Origin of the sequence: Litorisediminicola beolgyonensis (assembly GCF_042679605.1) — a bacterium.
GTDB lineage: Bacteria > Pseudomonadota > Alphaproteobacteria > Rhodobacterales > Rhodobacteraceae > Litorisediminicola > Litorisediminicola beolgyonensis.
This window is the reverse complement of record NZ_JBHTMU010000001.1, coordinates 19,848-37,273: the sequence shown is the minus strand read 5'-3', so window position 1 is coordinate 37,273 and position 17,426 is coordinate 19,848. Positions and strand designations below refer to the sequence as shown.

Annotated in this window: 18 protein-coding genes; 7 read left to right on the top strand and 11 right to left on the bottom strand. The window is 66.8% G+C overall.

Going from position 1 to position 17,426, the window contains the following annotated elements:
* Positions 1–5 precede the first annotated feature (5 nt).
* On the top strand, positions 6–2,330 hold the full coding sequence (locus ACFQ4E_RS00180) for an aldehyde dehydrogenase family protein (protein ID WP_386800893.1): 2,325 nt from the start codon (positions 6–8) through the stop codon (positions 2,328–2,330).
* A gap of 57 nt (positions 2,331–2,387) precedes the next feature.
* Here ACFQ4E_RS00180 and ACFQ4E_RS00175 read toward each other — a convergent pair whose 3' ends face one another.
* Entirely contained in the window at positions 2,388–2,675 is a 288-nt protein-coding gene (locus ACFQ4E_RS00175) for a hypothetical protein (RefSeq protein WP_386800892.1), read from the bottom strand.
* Positions 2,676–2,840: 165 nt separating this feature from the next.
* Between ACFQ4E_RS00175 and smpB the strand changes: the two genes are divergently transcribed.
* The 3 genes from smpB to ACFQ4E_RS00160 all read left to right on the top strand — a co-directional run bounded on the left by smpB (position 2,841) and on the right by ACFQ4E_RS00160 (position 5,423).
* Positions 2,841–3,314 carry an SsrA-binding protein SmpB gene (gene smpB / locus ACFQ4E_RS00170; protein WP_386800891.1) on the top strand — a complete coding sequence of 158 codons (474 nt, stop codon included), beginning with the start codon at positions 2,841–2,843 and terminating at the stop codon, positions 3,312–3,314.
* Between the two features lie 67 nt (positions 3,315–3,381).
* Positions 3,382–4,239 (top strand): 3-mercaptopyruvate sulfurtransferase, encoded by an 858-nt coding sequence (sseA, locus tag ACFQ4E_RS00165; RefSeq protein ID WP_386800890.1) that lies wholly within the window; start codon positions 3,382–3,384, stop codon positions 4,237–4,239.
* Positions 4,239–5,423 (top strand): amino acid aminotransferase, encoded by a 1,185-nt coding sequence (locus ACFQ4E_RS00160; RefSeq protein WP_386800889.1) that lies wholly within the window; start codon positions 4,239–4,241, stop codon positions 5,421–5,423. Before sseA ends, ACFQ4E_RS00160 begins: the two co-directional genes overlap by 1 nt.
* A 145-nt stretch (positions 5,424–5,568) precedes the next feature.
* On the opposite strand, the gene rlmH is transcribed toward ACFQ4E_RS00160, so the two are convergent.
* The 4 genes from rlmH to ACFQ4E_RS00140 all read right to left on the bottom strand — a co-directional run bounded on the left by rlmH (position 5,569) and on the right by ACFQ4E_RS00140 (position 9,829).
* Positions 5,569–6,039: a 23S rRNA (pseudouridine(1915)-N(3))-methyltransferase RlmH gene (gene rlmH / locus ACFQ4E_RS00155; protein ID WP_386800888.1), complete on the bottom strand. Its 471-nt coding sequence runs from the start codon at positions 6,037–6,039 to the stop codon at positions 5,569–5,571.
* Position 6,040: 1 nt separating this feature from the next.
* Entirely contained in the window at positions 6,041–6,412 is a 372-nt protein-coding gene (rsfS, locus tag ACFQ4E_RS00150; RefSeq protein WP_386800887.1) for a ribosome silencing factor, read from the bottom strand.
* Positions 6,413–6,592: 180 nt separating this feature from the next.
* A complete protein-coding gene (locus ACFQ4E_RS00145) occupies positions 6,593–9,115 on the bottom strand; it encodes a cation:proton antiporter (protein WP_386800886.1) in 2,523 nt (840 codons plus the stop codon).
* 123 nt (positions 9,116–9,238) lie between these two features.
* On the bottom strand, positions 9,239–9,829 hold the full coding sequence (locus tag ACFQ4E_RS00140) for a hypothetical protein (RefSeq protein ID WP_386800885.1): 591 nt from the start codon (positions 9,827–9,829) through the stop codon (positions 9,239–9,241).
* A gap of 163 nt (positions 9,830–9,992) precedes the next feature.
* Between ACFQ4E_RS00140 and ACFQ4E_RS00135 the strand changes: the two genes are divergently transcribed.
* Both ACFQ4E_RS00135 and cueR read left to right on the top strand, forming a co-directional pair.
* A complete protein-coding gene (locus tag ACFQ4E_RS00135) occupies positions 9,993–10,427 on the top strand; it encodes a hypothetical protein (protein ID WP_386800884.1) in 435 nt (144 codons plus the stop codon).
* 64 nt (positions 10,428–10,491) lie between these two features.
* Complete coding sequence (gene cueR, locus ACFQ4E_RS00130; protein ID WP_386800883.1) at positions 10,492–10,884, top strand: Cu(I)-responsive transcriptional regulator; 393 nt, start codon at positions 10,492–10,494, stop codon at positions 10,882–10,884.
* 3 nt (positions 10,885–10,887) lie between these two features.
* Here cueR and ACFQ4E_RS00125 read toward each other — a convergent pair whose 3' ends face one another.
* From ACFQ4E_RS00125 to ACFQ4E_RS00110, 4 genes are all read right to left on the bottom strand, one after another.
* Entirely contained in the window at positions 10,888–11,556 is a 669-nt protein-coding gene (locus tag ACFQ4E_RS00125; RefSeq protein ID WP_386800882.1) for a GntR family transcriptional regulator, read from the bottom strand.
* 125 nt (positions 11,557–11,681) lie between these two features.
* Entirely contained in the window at positions 11,682–12,467 is a 786-nt protein-coding gene (locus tag ACFQ4E_RS00120) for an ATP-binding cassette domain-containing protein (protein WP_386800881.1), read from the bottom strand.
* Positions 12,467–13,540: an ABC transporter permease gene (locus ACFQ4E_RS00115; protein WP_386800880.1), complete on the bottom strand. Its 1,074-nt coding sequence runs from the start codon at positions 13,538–13,540 to the stop codon at positions 12,467–12,469. Before ACFQ4E_RS00115 ends, ACFQ4E_RS00120 begins: the two co-directional genes overlap by 1 nt.
* A gap of 136 nt (positions 13,541–13,676) precedes the next feature.
* On the bottom strand, positions 13,677–14,714 hold the full coding sequence (locus tag ACFQ4E_RS00110; RefSeq protein ID WP_386800879.1) for a sugar ABC transporter substrate-binding protein: 1,038 nt from the start codon (positions 14,712–14,714) through the stop codon (positions 13,677–13,679).
* Between the two features lie 299 nt (positions 14,715–15,013).
* On the opposite strand from ACFQ4E_RS00110, the gene ACFQ4E_RS00105 reads away from it, so the two are divergent.
* Positions 15,014–16,162, top strand: coding sequence for an ROK family transcriptional regulator (locus ACFQ4E_RS00105; protein WP_386800878.1), 1,149 nt, complete (start codon positions 15,014–15,016; stop codon positions 16,160–16,162).
* Positions 16,163–16,171: 9 nt separating this feature from the next.
* On the opposite strand, the gene ACFQ4E_RS00100 is transcribed toward ACFQ4E_RS00105, so the two are convergent.
* Both ACFQ4E_RS00100 and ACFQ4E_RS00095 read right to left on the bottom strand, forming a co-directional pair.
* Positions 16,172–16,873, bottom strand: a complete 702-nt coding sequence (locus tag ACFQ4E_RS00100) for a response regulator (RefSeq protein WP_386800877.1) — start codon at positions 16,871–16,873, stop codon at positions 16,172–16,174.
* Entirely contained in the window at positions 16,870–17,382 is a 513-nt protein-coding gene (locus tag ACFQ4E_RS00095) for a MarR family winged helix-turn-helix transcriptional regulator (protein ID WP_386800876.1), read from the bottom strand. Before ACFQ4E_RS00095 ends, ACFQ4E_RS00100 begins: the two co-directional genes overlap by 4 nt.
* Positions 17,383–17,426: the final 44 nt, after the last annotated feature.

Below are 17,426 nucleotides of genomic sequence, written 5' to 3'. Positions count from 1 at the left end.
ACGGCATGACCGTGAAAGAGATCTTCGAGACCATGGATTATGGCACAGCGCCTGAAAGCGCGGGCGACGCGCTCGCCTGGATCACCGATCAGGGCGCGCGCTTCGGGCATTTCATCGATGGCGCGTTTACCGATCCCGGCGACACGTTCGCAACCATCAACCCCGCCTCAGGCGAGGTCCTGGCCGAGATCACCAAAGGGTCCGGTGCCGATATGGACGCGGCGATCGCCGCCGCCCGCCGCGCCCAGCCGCGCTGGGAAAAGCAGGGTGGCAAGGCGCGTGCGCGGTTTCTCTATGCCCTCGCCCGGCTCCTGCAGAAGCATGCGCGCCTCGCCGCCGTTCTTGAGACGCTCGACAGCGGCAAGCCGATCCGGGAGGCGCGCGACATCGACGTGCCGCTGGCGCAGCGGCATTTCTACTACCATGCCGGGCTCGCCCAGCTTCTGGACGAAGAACGACCCGATACGAAGGCCCATGGCGTCTGCGGTCAGGTCATCCCGTGGAACTTCCCGCTTCTGATGCTGGCCTGGAAGGTCGCGCCCGCGCTGGCCGCGGGCAACACGGTGGTGCTGAAACCGGCGGAGTGGACCTCGCTCACGGCGCTCTTCTTCGCCGATCTCTGCCGTCAGGCGGGACTGCCGAAGGGCGTCGTCAATATCGTGACCGGAGACGGCACGACGGGCGCGGCGCTGGTCGGCGCGGAGGTCGACAAGATCGCCTTCACCGGCTCGACCGAGGTCGGCCGCGCCATCCGCGAGGCGACCGCCGGTCAGGGCAAGGCGCTGACGCTCGAGCTTGGCGGGAAATCGCCTTACATCGTCTTCGAGGACGCCGATCTCGACAGCGCCGTCGAAGGGCTGGTCGATGCGATCTGGTTCAACGGCGGGCAGGTCTGCTGCGCGGGCTCACGGCTGCTGGTGCAGGAGGGCATCGCCCAGCGGTTCCACGGCAAGCTGCGCGCGAGGATGGACACTCTGCGCGTCGGCAACCCGCTCGACAAGTCCATCGACGTCGGCGCCATCGTGCATCCCGATCACCTCTCGCGCATCCGGCAACTGGTCGACGGGCGCGGCGAGGGCACGCCCTACCGGGCCAAGACCGCGATGCCCGAGGGCTGCTATTACCCGCCGACGCTGATCACCGGTCTCTCGCCCGCCTCCGAGCTCATGCAGGAGGAAATCTTCGGCCCTGTCCTGACCGCGACCACGTTCCGGACGCCCTCGGAAGCCGTGGAGATCGCAAACAACACGCGTTACGGGCTCGCTGCATCGGTCTGGTCCGAGAACATCAACACCGCGCTCGACATCGCGCCGAAGCTGGCCGCGGGCGTGGTCTGGGTGAACGGGACGAATATGTTCGACGCCGCTGCCGGGTTCGGCGGGCTGCGCGAATCGGGCTTCGGGCGCGAGGGCGGCTGGGAGGGTCTCGACGCCTACCTGGCTCCGGCCGAGGGCAAGGCTTTGAAGCCGGTTGCGGCCTTCACCGGCGAGACGGCCGAGCCGCAGCCCGTGGATCGCACCGCCAAGCTCTATATCGGCGGCAAGCAGGCGCGGCCCGATGGCGGCTATTCTCGCACGGTCTACACCCGCGCGGGCAAGCTGATCGGGCAGGCTCCGATCGCCAATCGCAAGGATGTCCGCAATGCCGTCGAGGCGGCGCGCGGCGCAGGCGGCTGGGCGGCCGCGACAGCGCATAACCGCGCGCAGGTGCTTTACTACCTGGCCGAGAACCTGTCGGCGCGGGGCGACGAGATCGCGAAGCTCATCGACCGGATGACCGGGGGCCGCACGGGAAAGACAGAGGTCGAGGCCTCGGTCGATACGCTCTTCACCTGGGCCGCGATGGCCGACAAGGCGGGCGGCGAGGTCAAGCAGGTGCCGATCCGGGGCGTCGCTCTGGGCATGCGCGAGCCGGTCGGCGTGATCGGGACGCTCTGCCCGGATGCCGCTCCGCTCTCGGGTCTCGTGTCGGTGATGGCGCCAGCGCTGGCGATGGGCAACCGGCTGGTCGCGGTCGCCTCGGAGCCGTTCCCGCTGATCGCCGCCGAGATGATCCAGCTTCTGGAAACCTCGGACGTACCTGCGGGCGCGGTGAACCTGCTGACCGGAACTCACGCCGAACTCGCGCCCACTCTGGCGGCACATGCGGATGTCGATGCGGTCTGGTGCTTCTCGTCCGGCGATCTCGACGCGTCCGTGGAACGGGCCTCGGCGGGCAATCTCAAGCGCAGCTGGGTGTCGGGCGGGCGCGACCTGTCGGCGGTGACCACGCGCGACTGGCTGGCCGCCGCAACCGAGATCAAGACCGTATGGATCCCCTACGGCGCCTAAGCCTCCGCGCTGCATGACGCCCCCCGACCCGCTCCGCGAGCGGGGGGCGTCCCGGTGTCACTTGGAGCCGGGGAAGCCTTCGCTCTGGCCCCCGAAGAGCCCGCCTTCACCGTCGTCGATGGTGTCGTTGGTGCCATCTGCGGTTGGGTTGCCCTTTTCGGCGCCGCTCGCGATGGCGCCGTTCTCGCCCGGCGCGCGGGTCGCAGGCGCGGCCTTGTTGGTGCCCGACGGCTCGAATCCGCCCGGCGTCTTGCCGCTGTCCGCCGAATAGGGTCCGTGCGCCGCGACGGCCGGCATCGCGAGGCCGAGGGCAAGGGCGGCGGCGGTGATACGAAGAATGGTCATCTGTAAACTCCTCTCAATCAGTGCTGCAGCCACGAGAGGCGGGGCCCTTCAGTTTCAGATTTCTGGAAAATCTTCGGCCACAGCCCGGATTGACCCCGGAATCGCGCGAATGACCGCTCTGCTTCCGTCTTGGCAGCACCCTCCGCGACGCCTATGTCTCGCCCTATGGCAAAGCCCAAGGACAACCCGAATTACAAGGTGATCGCCGAGAACCGGCGGGCGCGCTTCGATTACGCGATCGAGGACGATCTCGAATGCGGCATGATGCTGACCGGCTCGGAGGTGAAGTCGCTCCGGCTCAACACCGCCAATATCGCCGAGAGCTATGCCGCGGTCGAAAACGGCGAGCTCTGGCTGGTGAACTCCTACATCGCGCCCTACGACCAGGCGATGTTCGGTCACGAGGATCGACGCCGCCGCAAGCTTCTCTGCTCGAAGCGGGAACTGGCGCGGCTCTGGAACGACACCCAGCGCAAGGGCATGACGCTCGTTCCGCTGGTGCTCTATTTCAACCATCGCGGCATTGCGAAGATCAAGATCGGCATCGCGAAGGGCAAGAAAACCCATGACAAACGCGAAACCGAGGCGAAACGCGACTGGAACCGGCAGAAACAGCGGCTCCTGAAGGAGCACGGCTGACCGGCCCGCGCTTGCCCTTCGCCGCCTGCAGCACTAACACGGTCGCGTCATACGCATGAGGCCCGCGATGTCCGCCGACGACCCGAAAACGCTGGTGTCCACCGAGTGGCTGGCCCGGCATCTGAAGGATCCCGACCTGCGGGTTCTCGATGCGTCCTGGTACCTGCCGGACATGAACCGCGACGCCAAGGCGGAATACGCGGAAGCTCATATCCCCGGCGCGCGCTATGTCGATATCGACGATATCTCCGACCAGCGCTCGGACCTGCCGCACATGGCGCCGCCGATCGAGAAGTTCATGTCGCGGATGCGGGCGATGGGCGTGGGCGACGGCCACCAGGTCGTCGTCTATGACGGCGCGGGCATGTTCTCGGCCGCGCGCATCTGGTGGCTCTTCCGGCTGATGGGCCAGTTCGATGTCGCCGTGCTCGATGGCGGCTTCCCGAAATGGCAGCGCGAGGACCGCCCGACCGAGGACCTCGCCCCCGTCGTCCGCGACCGGCACATGACCGTGCGCCGCCACGCGCAGATGGTGCGCGACGTGACCCAGGTCTCGGCCGCCTCCAAGCTCGGCGATCACGAGATCATCGACGCCCGCTCGCCCGGCCGCTTCCGCGGCGAAGAGGCCGAGCCGCGCCCCGGCATGCGCGCGGGCCACATCCCCGGCTCGAAGAACGTCCATTACGCGACGCTTTTCGACGCCGATGGCACCATGAAGGAGCCGCAAGAGCTGAAACAGGTGTTCGAGGCCGCCGGCGTCGACCTGTCGAAGCCCGCCATCACGACCTGCGGCTCCGGCGTCACCGCCGCCATTCTCTCGCTTGCCATGGAGCGCATCGGCAAGACGGACCATTCCCTTTATGACGGGTCCTGGTCGGAATGGGGCCAGTTCCCCACGCTGCCCGTCGCCACCGGAGAAAACTGATGTTCGAACATCTCAAGGACCAACCCGCGGACAAGATCCTCGCCCTGATGCAGGCCTTCAAGGACGACCCACGCGAGGACAAGATCGACCTGGGCGTCGGCGTCTACAAGGACGCGCAGGGCCACACGCCGATCATGCGGGCGATCAAGGCTGCCGAAAAGCAGCTCTGGGAGACCGAGGAGACCAAATCCTATACCGGGCTCGCGGGCGATCCGGCCTTTGCCGACCGCATGATCGAGCTCATCCTCGGCGACGCGGTCGAGCGCGGCGCCGTCGCTGCCGTGGCGACGCCCGGCGGCACCGGTGCGGTGCGGCAGGGCTTTGATCTCGTGCGGCTCGCCAATCCGGGCGCCAAGGTCTTCGTCTCCGACCCGACCTGGCCGAACCACCTTTCCATCCTGAAGCACATGGGCCTGCCCGTGGTGCCCTACCGCTATTTCGACAGCGAGACCGGCGGCGTCGATTTCGACGGGATGGTCGAGGATCTGAAGCATGCCGAAAAGGGCGACATCGTCCTTCTGCACGGCTGCTGCCACAACCCGACCGGCGCGAACCTGACCATGTCGCAGTGGCAGGAGGTCGCCGATCTCGTCAACAAGCAGGGCGCGGTGCCGATGATCGACATCGCCTACCAGGGCTTCGGTGACGGGCTCGAAGAGGACGCGGCGGGCACGCGGCTCATCGCGGCGCATTGCCCCGAGACGATCATCGCGGCGTCCTGTTCGAAGAATTTCGGCATCTACCGCGAGCGCACCGGCCTTCTGATGGCAGTCGCGCACGAGGCCGGACGGCAGAAGACCAACCAGGGCAACCTCGCCTATCTCAACCGCCAGAACTACTCCTTCCCGCCCGATCACGGCGCGCGGCTGGTGCTGATGGTCCTGGGCGACGACGCGCTGCGCGCCGATTGGCAGGCGGAGCTGGAAGAGGTGCGCACCGGCATGTTGCGGCTGCGCGAGAGGCTGGCCGGTGAGCTGCGCGAGCTCTCGGGGTCGGACCGCTTCGGGTTTCTGGCGCAGCATCGCGGCATGTTCTCGCGGCTGGGCTGCGCGCCCGACAAGGTCGAGGCGCTGCGCGAGAAGCACGGCATCTACATGGTCGGCGACAGCCGGATGAACATCGCCGGGCTGAACGACGAGACCGTGCCGAAGCTCGCCCGCGCCATCATCGACGTGGGCATCTGAGCCGTCCGTCGATCCAGCGGACTGCGGGCGCAACGCGCCCGCAGACAGGTCATGTCAGCCGCGCCTCTGGCGCGTCTTCCGGACAGCCTGTGGCAACCGTTCGGAACCGCTCCTGCGGGGCCTTGTCTGTTGATGAGATCGCCGCTCAGGCACGGTGATAGGGGCTGCCTGCAAGGATCGAGGCGGCGCGGTAGAGCTGTTCGGCCAGCATCACCCGCGCCAGCATATGCGGCCAGACCATGCGCCCGAGGCTCAGCGACATGCGCGCCTCGGCGCGAAGCGCCGGATCGATCCCGTCCGCGCCGCCGATCACGAAGGCCAGATCCTGCGCGCCCTGATCGCGGAACCCGGCAAGCCGGTCCGAGAACTCGGGCGACGACAGCGTCTCGCCCCGCTCGTCCATCGCGCAGAGAACCGCGCCCTTGGGCAGCGCGCGGCGCAGAAGCTGCGCCTCGGCGGCCATCCCGCCGCCCTTGCGGTCCTCGACCTCGGACACGGATACCGGCCCGAGGCCAAGGCCCCGGCCGGTCTTGTCGAACCGTTCGAGATAATCGTCGAGAAGCGCGCGTTCCGGGCCGGCCCTCAGCCGACCCACGACGCAGAGATGCACGCGCACGCTACTGCGTGGCCGGGGTCTTCACCGCACCTGCGGGCAGCCACATCTTCTCGAGCTGGTAGAACTCGCGCACCTCGGGACGGAAGACGTGAACGATCACGTCCCCGGTATCGATCAGGACCCAATCGCCGGTCTCCTTCCCCTCGGTCTTGGAGAGCACGCCGTGCTGGGCCTTCAGATCCTCGACGAGCTTGTCCGAGATCGCCGCCACCTGGCGCGACGACCGGCCGGAGCAGATCACCATGTAATCGCCGATGGCCGTCTTGCCGCGCAGGTCGATCTGCACGAGGTCTTCGGCTTTCATGTCATCGAGGCTTTTCAGGACGGATTCGAGCAGAATCTCGCTCGTCACGTCGAGGGTCGCACCGCTCATCGGGCGCCCGGTGTCAGCGGCAGGGGCCGCGTCAACATGGGGTAACAGGACATCGTCCTCCTTCTACCGTAAACGCCGATCAGGGACCCCGGCGCCGGGCCATGGCTGAAATGTAGCATCTCGGATGCGAAATCTCAATGACAGGGCCGGAACCGGCGGAAACGCACCGTTCTCGGCCCCTCAGGCGGCCTTGTCGGCGCGCTCGGCCAGCTCGTCGAGATAGGGCACCTCGATCCCGCGTTTCTCGGCGCTTTCGCGCACCGCCTGCTGGACGGCGTCGGAGCGGCGCAGGAGACGGCGAAAGCGCCGTTCGTCGAGCGCCAGAAGCGTCGAGGGCGCGATGGCGCGCACCTCGGTGCGGCGGGCGTTGCGGGTGAGCATGGCCAACTGCCCGAAGAGCTCGCCCCGCCCCAGCCGGTGGCTCACCCCCGCCGTCTTCAGCTCGACCGCCCCCGAGGCGATGAAATAGACGGTGTCGGGCACCCGGTCGCGGCTCAGGATCAGATCGCCTTCCGAGGCATAGCGGGTGACCAGCGCCTTCGAGAGCCGCCGCACCGTCGGCTCGTCCAGCTCGGAGAAGAGCGGGAACTGGCGCGCGATCTCGGCCTTCTGGAGCGCGATGTCGAGCGCGGGACGCTTTTCCTCCTGCGCTTGCCTGCGGGCCAGTCGGTGGGTCAGATCGGTGTGAAGCTCGACCCCGATCAGCCCGTCCTCGAGAAGCGCGTCGTATTCCTGCCGCTCGATCCGAAGCGCGGTGCGGCGGATGAACCGGCGCTCCAGCTCTTCGGCATAGCCCGGATATTGCAGCCGCAACCCGTCGAGCGCCTGCTCGATCAGCTCGGCGCGGCGCGCGAGCAGCTCGTGCAGCAGATCGGCGACGCGGCGACCGTGGATGCGGCGGATGCGGCGGTCGATGAACCCGTCGAGATCGCGCAGCACCAGCCCCTGCAAGAGCAGGATCTCGAACCGATCCGCGGTGAGCCGCGCCAAGGGCCAGGAGAGCCGCAGCCGGTTATAGAGCCCGACCGCGATCTGGAAGCTGCGATTCAGACCGACGGCGCGCCTAGCGGCCTGCCGATACCCGGTCCGTCCACCGACGCGCGCCGCTTCGATCATCCGGTCGACATCGGTCAGGATGCGATCGCGCAGCCGCGAGGACACGGCGCGTTCGCGGAAGCGTTCGAGCACGAGGTCACGCTCGGCGGAGGCAAGCGCGACGAGACCCAGCGTGATCCGGTCTCGGTCGGCGATGGCCTCGGACTTCTCGGCGGATTTCACCGACCCGTCGAGCCGTTCGCCGAAGATCTTGGCCTCGGAGCGCACTATGTCATGGCTGAGATCGTAGTTCTCGGTCGTCTCGGCGACGCGCTCGCGGACCTCCTGCAGCGCCACGGCGACGACCTGCCGGGCGAGCGCCGCATCGAGCGCCGAGAGCCGGTCGAGCCCGAGGCGCGAGATCACCAGCCGCAGGGTCGAGCCCTGCACCACCAGCGTGAAAAGCGTGTAGCCGGTCGCGAGCACACCCACCATGCGGCGCGTCTCGGGCGGGACGCGCAGGCTTTCGGTCACCGCCAGCGCCAGCGCCAAGGTGACCGCGCCGCGCAAGCCGCCCCAGAGGATCGCCGCGCGATAGGGCGGATCGACCTGCGGGCTGAGCTTCAGAAGGGACAGAAGCGGCAGCAGCACGAAAAGGATGCCCGCCCGCGCCGCAAGCGCCGCGACGACGACCACGAGCGTCAGGCCGAAATCGACCCAGGTGACATCCTCGAGCAGCCGCGGGATTAGGAGCGCGGCGAGCACGAAGATCAGCGCCCCCGCCCAATGCGCCAGAAGCCCCCAGGTGTCGCGCATGTTCTCCCAGGCGCCCGGCGCCAGTGCGCCCGGTGCCGAGACGTTGACCATGAGGCCCGCCGCCACCACGGCGATCACGCCCGAGGCTCCGAAGAGCTGCTCGGCGGCGATATAGGCGAGATAGGGCAAAGCGACCGAGGCCGAGATCTGCGCGGTCTCGAACCGGTCGAAGAAGCTCATCGACCAGACCGCGATCCGCGCCATGATGATGCCCACCGCCGCGCCGCCGAAGATCAGCCAGGGAAACTGCCGGAGCGCCCCGGCCAGTTCGGGGTCGGGCACTCCGCGCATCACGAAACCCATCAGCAGGCCGAAAAGCGCGATGGCCGCGGCGTCGTTCATCAGGCTCTCGCCTTCGATGATCCGGGCGAGCCGCCGCGGCGCGGCGATGGAGCGGAAGATCGAGACCACCGCCGAGGGATCGGTGGTCGAGACGATCGCGCCCAGAAGCAGGCAGGCGACCAGACCGAAGCCCGACACCCAGTTGAGCGCCATGCCGACCACGAAGGTCGAGAAGATCACCGCCACCACGGCCAGCGTCAGGATCGGCACCCAGTCATCCGCCATCCGGCGCAGGTTCATGCCGAGCGTCACCTGGAAGAGAAGCGTCGGCAGGAAGACGTAGAGGAAGACGTTCGACCGGATCGGCAGGTTCAAGATCGCCGAAGCGACCGGGTTCAGCGCGTCGGTCAGCTCGGTGCGCAGGAAGAACGCGGCACCCGTTGCGATGACCACGCCGATCCCGGCGAGGATGACGCTGTAGGGCAGCCGAAGACGCGCCGCGAGCGGCTCTGCGAGACCGAGAAGAAGGAACAGCGACGCGATGATCGCCGTGACATAGACCACATCCATCGTGCTTGGAGTGCTACTCCGAGCGCGCCGCTCTTGGAAGTTGGAATTGCGCGCGCCCCCTGCCCGAAAACGCAAAACGGCCCCGCAAATGCGAGGCCGTTACGATGTTGTGATCGGGGTGGCTCAGCGATCCTTGCCGCCGCCCTTTCCGCCGCCGCTGTTGCCGCCGCCGCCACCTTTGCCATTGCCGTTGTTACCGCCGCCACCGCCGCGGCTGTCCTTGCCGCTCTGGCCGCGATTGGTCTTTTCGGCCCGGGCCGACGCGGCTTCGGTGCCTTTCGAGGGGTGATTGTCGCCCCACTTGCTCCAGCCGCGCTCGCCTTTGGGATCGTCGGAGGAGCGCACTTCGTCCAGGGTCACGACGCCGTCGCCGTCACGGTCGAACTTGGCGAGCGCCGCCTGGGCGCCCTCGCCGAAGGCGTGCTCCAGCTCTTCCTCGTCGAGCTCGCCATCGTCATCCTCGTCGATGTCCGAGAAGGTCAGCTTGCCGGATTTGTGGACCTTGCCGCCCGCACCGGTGACCTCGTCGCGGCTGGCATAGCCGCTGGCGTCGGTGTCGTAGCGCTCGAACCCGTCGGAGGTGCCGAAAGCGGCCTCGTATTCGGACGCACTGATCAGATCGTCGCCATCGGTGTCGATCTCGCTGAACACCGCCGCGTGGGCAGCGGCGGCCAGGCCGAGCGAGGCGCAAATTGCGATCAGGGATGATTTCATGTCGGTCTCCAAATGCGTTGCTGTGGCCAGCTTGCATAATTTTGAGGCGAAATCACGGCATCCCTGTCCGGAAATCTCAGGATAGGCCGAGGACCGCTTATCGGATCGCTTGACAATTCCGATAGTTTTAATCAGGAATTGAGCTCATCCCGATGGAGACGTCATGACCCGCCGGATATCCGATCTGCGCCTGTCCGAGGCCTGGTGCCTGACCCTTCTCCGGCTTTGGCCCGAAGGACCGGAGGCGCAGGCGCTTGTCTGGACCGGGCTCTGCCGCGCCATAGGGCCGGGACGCGCGCGGGCCTGCCTTTCGGGCTTCGAGACGCTCCACGCGCTGATCCGCGCCAAGAGCTGGCAGATGCCGCAGCTCAATGCACCGGATGCCGAGACGCTGAGCGCCGACGAGGACACGCTCTGCCGCCTCATCCTGGCCGCGACCGAGGGCGGTGCAGAGGCCGCGATGGAGGAGGCCTGCTTCCTCTTGCGCCCCGATGCGCTCTTGCCATTCTGCACCGCAGCAGGAGCGACCGGCCTGCCGCTGCTCTGTACCGAGTGCCGGGCAAGAATATGTGGCACTCGGGACTTGAATCCTTCCTAGCAAGCTTCCAAGTCTGGCCCTTCTCCGCCCGATCCCCGGGCCTGAACACGCGGGTGCATGCGTCATGAACATCAAAGACGTCGCAAAGAAAGCGGGGCTGCCCGCCAAGACGATCCGGTATTACGAAGATATCGGCCTGATCTCCCCCAACCGGGCGGATAACGGCTATCGGGTCTTCGGCGATGCGGATACCCAGCGCCTTGCCTTCATCGCGCGGGCCCGCGCGCTCGGCTTCTCGATCGAGGAATGCCGCGCGCTTCTGGACCTCTACAACGACGGCGACCGAAGCAGCGCCGACGTCAAGCGGCTCGCCGAAGAGCACCTGCGCCAGATCGAAGAGAAGATCGCCGCCCTGACAGAGATGCGCGGCACGCTGAAGCGGCTGGTCCAGCAATGCCAGGGCGATTCCCGCCCGGACTGCCCGATCCTCGCGGATCTCGCCGGGGCCGAGAGCTGAGCCTCAGAACGAGACGAGTGGCAGCGGTTCGGGGGTGAGCGCCTCTTCGATCGCCGCCCGGGCGACCTTCCAATGCGCAAGCGCGATATCGGCGGCGGCATCGCCGTCGCGCGCTTCGATGGCGTCGATCAGGCGGTCATGCTGTTCCAGCGCCTTCTTGATCGCCTTGCGCTCCTTCTTCTTGTCGAAGACGTAGAACTCGCGCCCGTAACGGGTGACGTCGATCAGGAGCCTGCGATGCCCCGGGATCAGGTAGGCGTTCAGCGTGAGATCGGCGAGCGTCTCGTGAAACCGGTAATCGCCGAGGATCAGCGCCATCGGCCGCTCGTCGGCAAGCGCCTGCATGAGATCGCGCTGCGCGTCCTTCAGGCGCACCAGATCGTCGGCCACGTGCTGCTGGGCGGCGTGGCGCGCGACCGAGGTGAAGAGCACCGGCGCGGTGGCCAGGAGATTGCGGAAGCCGCCCATCTCGAGACCCGCGACACGCGGCGGACGCCCCGGAGCCTGTGCCAGCACGCCTTCGCCCGTCAGACGATGGAAAATCTCGCGAAGCGGCGTGCGGGAGAGGCTGTATTCGGCGCAGAACTGCGCCTCGTCGAGATCGGTCCCGGGCGCCAGCGCCCCGGTCAGGATCCGCGCCCGCATGTCGTCGAGCGCCTGGGCCTTCGTCATATCTGCCATAACCCCGTGTATACGGGTCAAATATCTCTGCGGCCAAGCAAAATTCCGCCGAGGCGAAACGAAACGGCCCGCATCAGGGTGCGGGCCGCTTGGCGTTTACATGGGACCGATGACGGTCAGGCGGCGACCAGTTCGTCCGGGGCTTCCTTGGCGCCGGTCATGAAGGCCACCGCGTCGTTCATCGTGTAGTCCTGCGGACGGATCACGCAGAGCCGCTTGCCCAGACGGTGGACATGGATGCGGTCCGCCAGTTCGAAGACATGCGGCATGTTGTGCGAGATCAGAACGATCGGAATACCGCGCGACTTCACGTCCTGGATCAGCTCCAGAACCTTGCGGCTTTCCTTGACGCCGAGGGCCGCCGTCGGCTCGTCGAGGATGATGACCTTCGACCCGAAGGCCGCGGCGCGGGCCACGGCGACGCCCTGGCGCTGACCGCCCGAGAGCGTCTCGACCGCCTGGTTGATGTTCTGGATCGTCATCAGGCCCAGGTCGTTCAGCTTCTGGCGCGCGAACTTCTCCATCGCCGGACGGTCGAGCATCCGCAGATACTTGCCCATGAAGCCCTCTTTGCGGATCTCGCGGCCCATGAACATGTTGTCGGCAATCGACAACGCCGGCGACATGGCAAGCTGCTGGTAGACCGTCTCGATCCCGTGTTCGCGGGCGTGGAGCGGCGAGTGGAAGTTCACTCGCTTGCCCTCCAGAAGCACCTCGCCGTCATCGGGCGTCACCGCACCGGAGACCGCCTTGATGAGGGTCGACTTGCCCGCGCCGTTGTCTCCGATCACCGCGAGGATCTCGCCCGGGTAGAGCTCGAAATCGCAATGATCGAGGGCCACCACGCGACCGTAGCGCTTGACCAGGTTCTTGCCTTGCAGAATGGGTTGTTGCTGTTCCATCAGACCGACACCTTTCTGATCCACTGGTCGACGGCGACCGCGCCGATGATGAGCACGCCGATGAGCAGGTAGGTCCACTGCGCATCCGCTCCGAGAAGCCGCAGGCCGAGGGTGAACACACCGACGATCAGCGCCCCGAAGAGCGAGCCCAGGATCGAGCCACGTCCGCCGAAGAGCGAGATGCCCCCGATCACCACGGCGGTGATGGATTCGATGTTGCCGAGCTGACCCGAGGTCGGCGAGACTGACCCGATGCGGCCGATGATCGCCCAGCCCGCGAAGGCGCAGATCAGGCCCGAGAGCATGTAGACCGAGATCAGCACGCGGTCGGTCTGGACGCCCGACAGCTCGGCGGCTTCCTTGTCGTCACCGATGGCATAGACATGCCGCCCCCAGGCCGTCTGCCTGAGCACGTAGGTCAGGATCAGGATCAACAGCACCATGAAGACAACGCCGATGGTGAAGACCGCGCCTCCGACGCTGAATTTCCAACCGAAGGCCTGGAGCAGCGGGGCGTTGGCCTCGATATCCTGGGCGCGGATGGTTTCGTTGGCGGAGTAGAGGAAGTTCGTCGCGAGAACGATCTGCCACATGCCAAGCGTCACGATGAAGGGCGGCAGCTTGATCTTGGCGACGAGCCAGCCGTTCAGGAAGCCGCAGAGCGTGCCGCAGGCCAGACCGCAGACGATCGAGATCGGCGCGGGGATTCCGTAGCGGAAGGTGAATTGCCCCATCACGACCGAAGACAGAACCATGATCGCGCCGACCGACAGGTCGATGCCTGCGGTGAGGATCACGAGGCTCTGCGCGGCGGCGAGGATGCCGACGATCTGAACTTGCTGGAGGATCAGCGTCAGCGCGAAGGGGGAAAAGAATTTCGAACCGAGAAGGACACCGAAGACCACGATCGACAGCAGCAGGACGATCAGCGGAACCAGCGACGGCGTGACATGCAGCGCGTGCTGGATTTTGTGAACAAGACCTTTGCGAGTGTCCTCGAACTGGGCCACCGACTGGCTGGCCCCCGACAACGAGGATTCGTAGTCCTGCCCCTTTGAGGCGGATTCTGACATAGGGTCCTCCCGAGAATTGCGTTATCGACGTATCGCAAATCGGGCGCGGCACCGGTCACGCCGGTCCTGGGCAGTGATTTGCGCGCGCCTGAGGCTGGGGAGGCGCGCCCGAGCGCGCCTCCCCAGGGGCATCAGATCAGCCCCAGCAGAGGTCCGTGCCCTCTTCGACCGAGATCGACTCGACGCCGTCGACCGGCTCGCCGGTCACGAGCGCCACGCCGGTGTCGTAGAAGTCCTTGCCTTCGGTCGGCTCGGGAATGGTGCCGTCCTTGGCATAGGCGGCAATCGCCTCGATGCCGAGCGAGGCCATCTTCAGCGGGTACTGCTGCGAGGTCGCGCCGATCACGCCGTCCGCGACGTTCTGCACGCCCGGGCAGCCGCCGTCGACGGACACGATCATCACGTCGTTCTCGCGGCCGATGGCCTTGAGCGCCTCATAGGCACCGGCTGCGGCGGGCTCGTTGATCGTATAGACCACGTTGATCATCGGATCGACGGCGAGGAGGTTCTCCATCGCGGTGCGGCCGCCTTCTTCGTTGCCGGCGGTCACGTCGTTGCCGACGATGCGGGGATCTTCCTCGTCACCGTTCACGTTCGGATCGTTGAGCTCGATGCCGAAGCCCGACAGGAAGCCCTGGTCGCGCAGGACGCCGACGGTCGGCTGGCTCACGGCGAGGTCGAGCATGGCGATCTTGGCGTCCGCAGCTGCGTCGCCGAGCTTGCCCGCGGCCCATTTGCCGATCAGCTCGCCCGCGACGAAGTTGTCGGTGGCGAAGGTGGCGTGCGCGGCGTCAGCCGGGCTGAGCGGCGTGTCGAGCGCGATGACCAGAAGACCGGCTTCCTTGGCCTGCTCCACCGACGACACGATGGACGAGGTGTCCGACGCGGTGATCAGGATACCCGAGGCACCATCGGCGATGCAGGTCTCGATGGCCTGAACCTGGGTCTCGTGGTCGCCGTCGATCTTGCCCGCGAAGGTCTTCAGCTCGATGCCGAGCTCTTCCGCCTTGGCGGTGGCGCCCTCTTTCATCTTCACGAAGAACGGGTTGGTGTCGGTCTTGGTGATCAGGCAGGCCGAGGTCATGCCGTGGCCGCCAGCAAAGGCGCCCGAAGCGAAAACGGTCGACAGCGCGGCAGCGCCGAGCAGTCCTGCGAGTCTGGTCTTGGTGATCATGTAAGGTCCTCCCTTAGAAACTCGTTCGGTGCGGCGGGGCCGCCCGAGTGCACGTCACGGCACTGAGTTCACCGTGCGCAGCCTAGAGTTAAACGCGATTCCCACAAGCTGTCAATTAATAAATCACTCTTATTTATTATTGACAGGTCCGCCCCAAAAACCGAAAATCAACGCAGATTTGGGGTCGCAACAGTGCCATGCACCGCGGCCGGGAGGGCTAAACAGTGGACCGAATCGCACCTCAGGACAAGGCCGACCTAGTTAACTCCGCCTTTGCACGCGGGTCAAACCAGAGCGGAATGCGCGCTCACAACGAACGTCTGGTGCTGTCCCTCGTGCGCCGGAACGGCGCCTTGCCGAAAGCCGAAATCGCCCGCCTCACCGGGCTGTCGGCGCAGACCGTCTCGGTGATCATGCGCCAGCTCGAGGCCGAGGGGCTCCTGCTCAAGGGCGAGCCGATGCGCGGCAAGGTCGGCCAGCCCTCGGTGCCGATGGCGCTCAATCCGGAGGGCGCGTTCTTCTACGGGCTCAAGGTCGGACGGCGCTCGACCGAGCTGGTGCTGACCAATTTCGTGGGCGAGGTGGTCGGTCGCCGCCACACCACCCACCGCTTCCCGATGCCCGAGGCCACTGTCGAGTTCGCCACGACCCGCATCGCCGAACTGACCGACGAACTCGGACGCGAGCACGCCGCGCGCGTCGCCGGTGTCGGGATCGCGATGCCCTACCAGATCTGGGACTGGGCCGAGACCATCGGCCTCGAACCCTCCGCGATGGCCGCCTGGAAGCACCGCGACATCCGCCGCGATCTCGACGACAAGCTCGACTGGCCGGTCTTTCTGCAGAACGACGCCTCCTCGGCCTGCGGCGCCGAGCTGGTCTTCGGAGACCAGAGTGCGGCGCAGGATTTCCTCTATGCCTATGTCGGCTACTTCATCGGCGGCGGGGTCGTCCTGAATCGGTCGCTCTTCACCGGCCCGTCCGGCAACGCCGGAGCCATCGGCTCCATGCCGGTCCCCGATGGCAAGGGCGGCTGGACCCAGCTGATCGAACGCGCGTCGCTTGTCGGGCTCGAATCCCTGGTCGAGGCGCAGGGCGGCGATGCCAGCGGTCTCTGGACCGACGCAGAGGCATGGTCGGTCGACGAGGCACAGGTCGCGGCCTGGGTCGCGACCGCGGCCCAGGCGCTGGCGCACGCCATCACCTCAGCGATCTCGGTGATCGATTTCTCCCATGTCCTGATCGACGGCTGGATGCCCGCCTCGGTGCGCGCGAAGCTCGTCGACGCAACCCGGGACGCGCTGGCGCACAGCGATTTCGCGGGCCTGACGCAGGTCGAAATCCGCGAAGGATCGGTCGGACCGGACGCGCGCGTCATGGGTGCGGCCAGCCTGCCGCTCTCCGAACGCTTCCTCGTCGACGGAAAGGCACTGTTTTCGGCGGGCTGAGGCGCGCGGCTATTCGGGCGCCAACATGTATCCCGCGCCCCGCACCGTCTGCAGGTAGCGCGGCTGTTTCGGATCGTCCTCGAGCTTGCGGCGCAGACGGGTGATCTGCACGTCCACCGCCCTCTCCTGGCTCTGGCCCCGGTCCCGCCCGAGATCCTCGACAAGCTGCGCCCGGCTCAGGGGCTCGCCCGGACGCGCGGCGAAGATCCGCATCAGATGCGCCTCGGTGGCGGTCAGGCGGACGGGGTCCTCCCCGCGCCACATCTCGCCGCGCTCGATGTCGTAGCGGATCGGCCCCAGCATCAGGAGCTTCGGCGCCGCCGCCTCTGCCGCGGTCTCCGGCATCCGGCGCAGGATGGCGTTGATCCGCAGGAGCAGTTCCTTGGGCTCGAAGGGCTTGGCGAGATAATCGTCGGCCCCGGCCTCGAGCCCCGCGATCCGGTCCTCGGTCTCGGCCCGCGCCGTCAGAAGCAGGATCGGCGTGTCCGAACGGGTGCGGATATGCGCGGTCAGGCTGACGCCATCCTCGCCCGGCATCATCACGTCGAGCACGATCAGGTCGAAATCGAGACCCGCGAGGATACGCCGCGCGTGGCCCGCATCGCGCGCCGCGCTGACCAGGAAGCCGTGCCGCATCAGGAATTTCTGCAGAAGCCCGCGGATGCGTTCGTCGTCATCGACGATCAGCAGATGTGCCTCGTCTCCGGTCATGCCCGGCCCTCCCTCAGAGCATGGTAGATGCGGCGCATCTTCGGATCCATCATCGCCTCGAGCACAAGTTTGAAACCGGCCACAGCCTCCGGTCCCACCTGCCGGTAGGCCGCCCGCATCCGCGCGCGCTGCGCGTCCGAGAGCTTGCGCTCCAGCACCTCGCCCGCCTCGGTGAGGGTGAGATGCCGTTCACGCTTGTCGGCGCGCCCGACGCGGCTTTCGACAAGACCGTCCTCGATCAGCGTGCGCAGCACCCGGTTGAGGGATTGCTTCGTCACGCCGAGGATCGACAGGAGATTGTTCACCGTCGTGCCCGGCGCACCGTTGATGAAATGCAGCGCCCGATGATGGGCGCGACCGTAGGAGAGATCGGCGAGGATCCGGTCTGGATCGGCGGTGAAGCCGCGATAGGCGAAGAACATCGCCTCGATCCCCTGCCTGAGCTGGTCGTCGGTCAGGTAGAGCAGCGTCTCGCCACCCTGCGCGCCGCCGCGCTCCGTTTCGGCCATATCGGCCCTCCCTGCTCCCTTGCCCGGGTCACATTTTAAGTCAG

Bases quoted from the DNA above. Each gene is read 5' to 3' on its own strand.
- ACFQ4E_RS00120 (WP_386800881.1), bottom strand. From the start codon at position 12,467: ATGGAACAGCAACAACCCATTCTGCAAGGCAAGAACCTGGTCAAGCGC.
- ACFQ4E_RS00160 (WP_386800889.1), top strand. From the start codon at position 4,239: ATGTTCGAACATCTCAAGGACCAACCCGCGGACAAGATCCTCGCCCTG.
- ACFQ4E_RS00115 (WP_386800880.1), bottom strand. From the start codon at position 13,540: ATGTCAGAATCCGCCTCAAAGGGGCAGGACTACGAATCCTCGTTGTCG.
- ACFQ4E_RS00105 (WP_386800878.1), top strand. From the start codon at position 15,014: ATGCGCGCTCACAACGAACGTCTGGTGCTGTCCCTCGTGCGCCGGAAC.
- ACFQ4E_RS00125 (WP_386800882.1), bottom strand. From the start codon at position 11,556: ATGACGAAGGCCCAGGCGCTCGACGACATGCGGGCGCGGATCCTGACC.
- ACFQ4E_RS00095 (WP_386800876.1), bottom strand. From the start codon at position 17,382: ATGGCCGAAACGGAGCGCGGCGGCGCGCAGGGTGGCGAGACGCTGCTC.
- ACFQ4E_RS00100 (WP_386800877.1), bottom strand. From the start codon at position 16,873: ATGACCGGAGACGAGGCACATCTGCTGATCGTCGATGACGACGAACGC.
- ACFQ4E_RS00145 (WP_386800886.1), bottom strand. From the start codon at position 9,115: ATGGATGTGGTCTATGTCACGGCGATCATCGCGTCGCTGTTCCTTCTT.
- ACFQ4E_RS00175 (WP_386800892.1), bottom strand. From the start codon at position 2,675: ATGACCATTCTTCGTATCACCGCCGCCGCCCTTGCCCTCGGCCTCGCG.
- ACFQ4E_RS00140 (WP_386800885.1), bottom strand. From the start codon at position 9,829: ATGAAATCATCCCTGATCGCAATTTGCGCCTCGCTCGGCCTGGCCGCC.
- smpB (WP_386800891.1), top strand. From the start codon at position 2,841: ATGGCAAAGCCCAAGGACAACCCGAATTACAAGGTGATCGCCGAGAAC.
- ACFQ4E_RS00180 (WP_386800893.1), top strand. From the start codon at position 6: ATGACCGTGAAAGAGATCTTCGAGACCATGGATTATGGCACAGCGCCT.
- rsfS (WP_386800887.1), bottom strand. From the start codon at position 6,412: ATGAGCGGTGCGACCCTCGACGTGACGAGCGAGATTCTGCTCGAATCC.
- ACFQ4E_RS00135 (WP_386800884.1), top strand. From the start codon at position 9,993: ATGACCCGCCGGATATCCGATCTGCGCCTGTCCGAGGCCTGGTGCCTG.
- sseA (WP_386800890.1), top strand. From the start codon at position 3,382: ATGTCCGCCGACGACCCGAAAACGCTGGTGTCCACCGAGTGGCTGGCC.
- cueR (WP_386800883.1), top strand. From the start codon at position 10,492: ATGAACATCAAAGACGTCGCAAAGAAAGCGGGGCTGCCCGCCAAGACG.
- ACFQ4E_RS00110 (WP_386800879.1), bottom strand. From the start codon at position 14,714: ATGATCACCAAGACCAGACTCGCAGGACTGCTCGGCGCTGCCGCGCTG.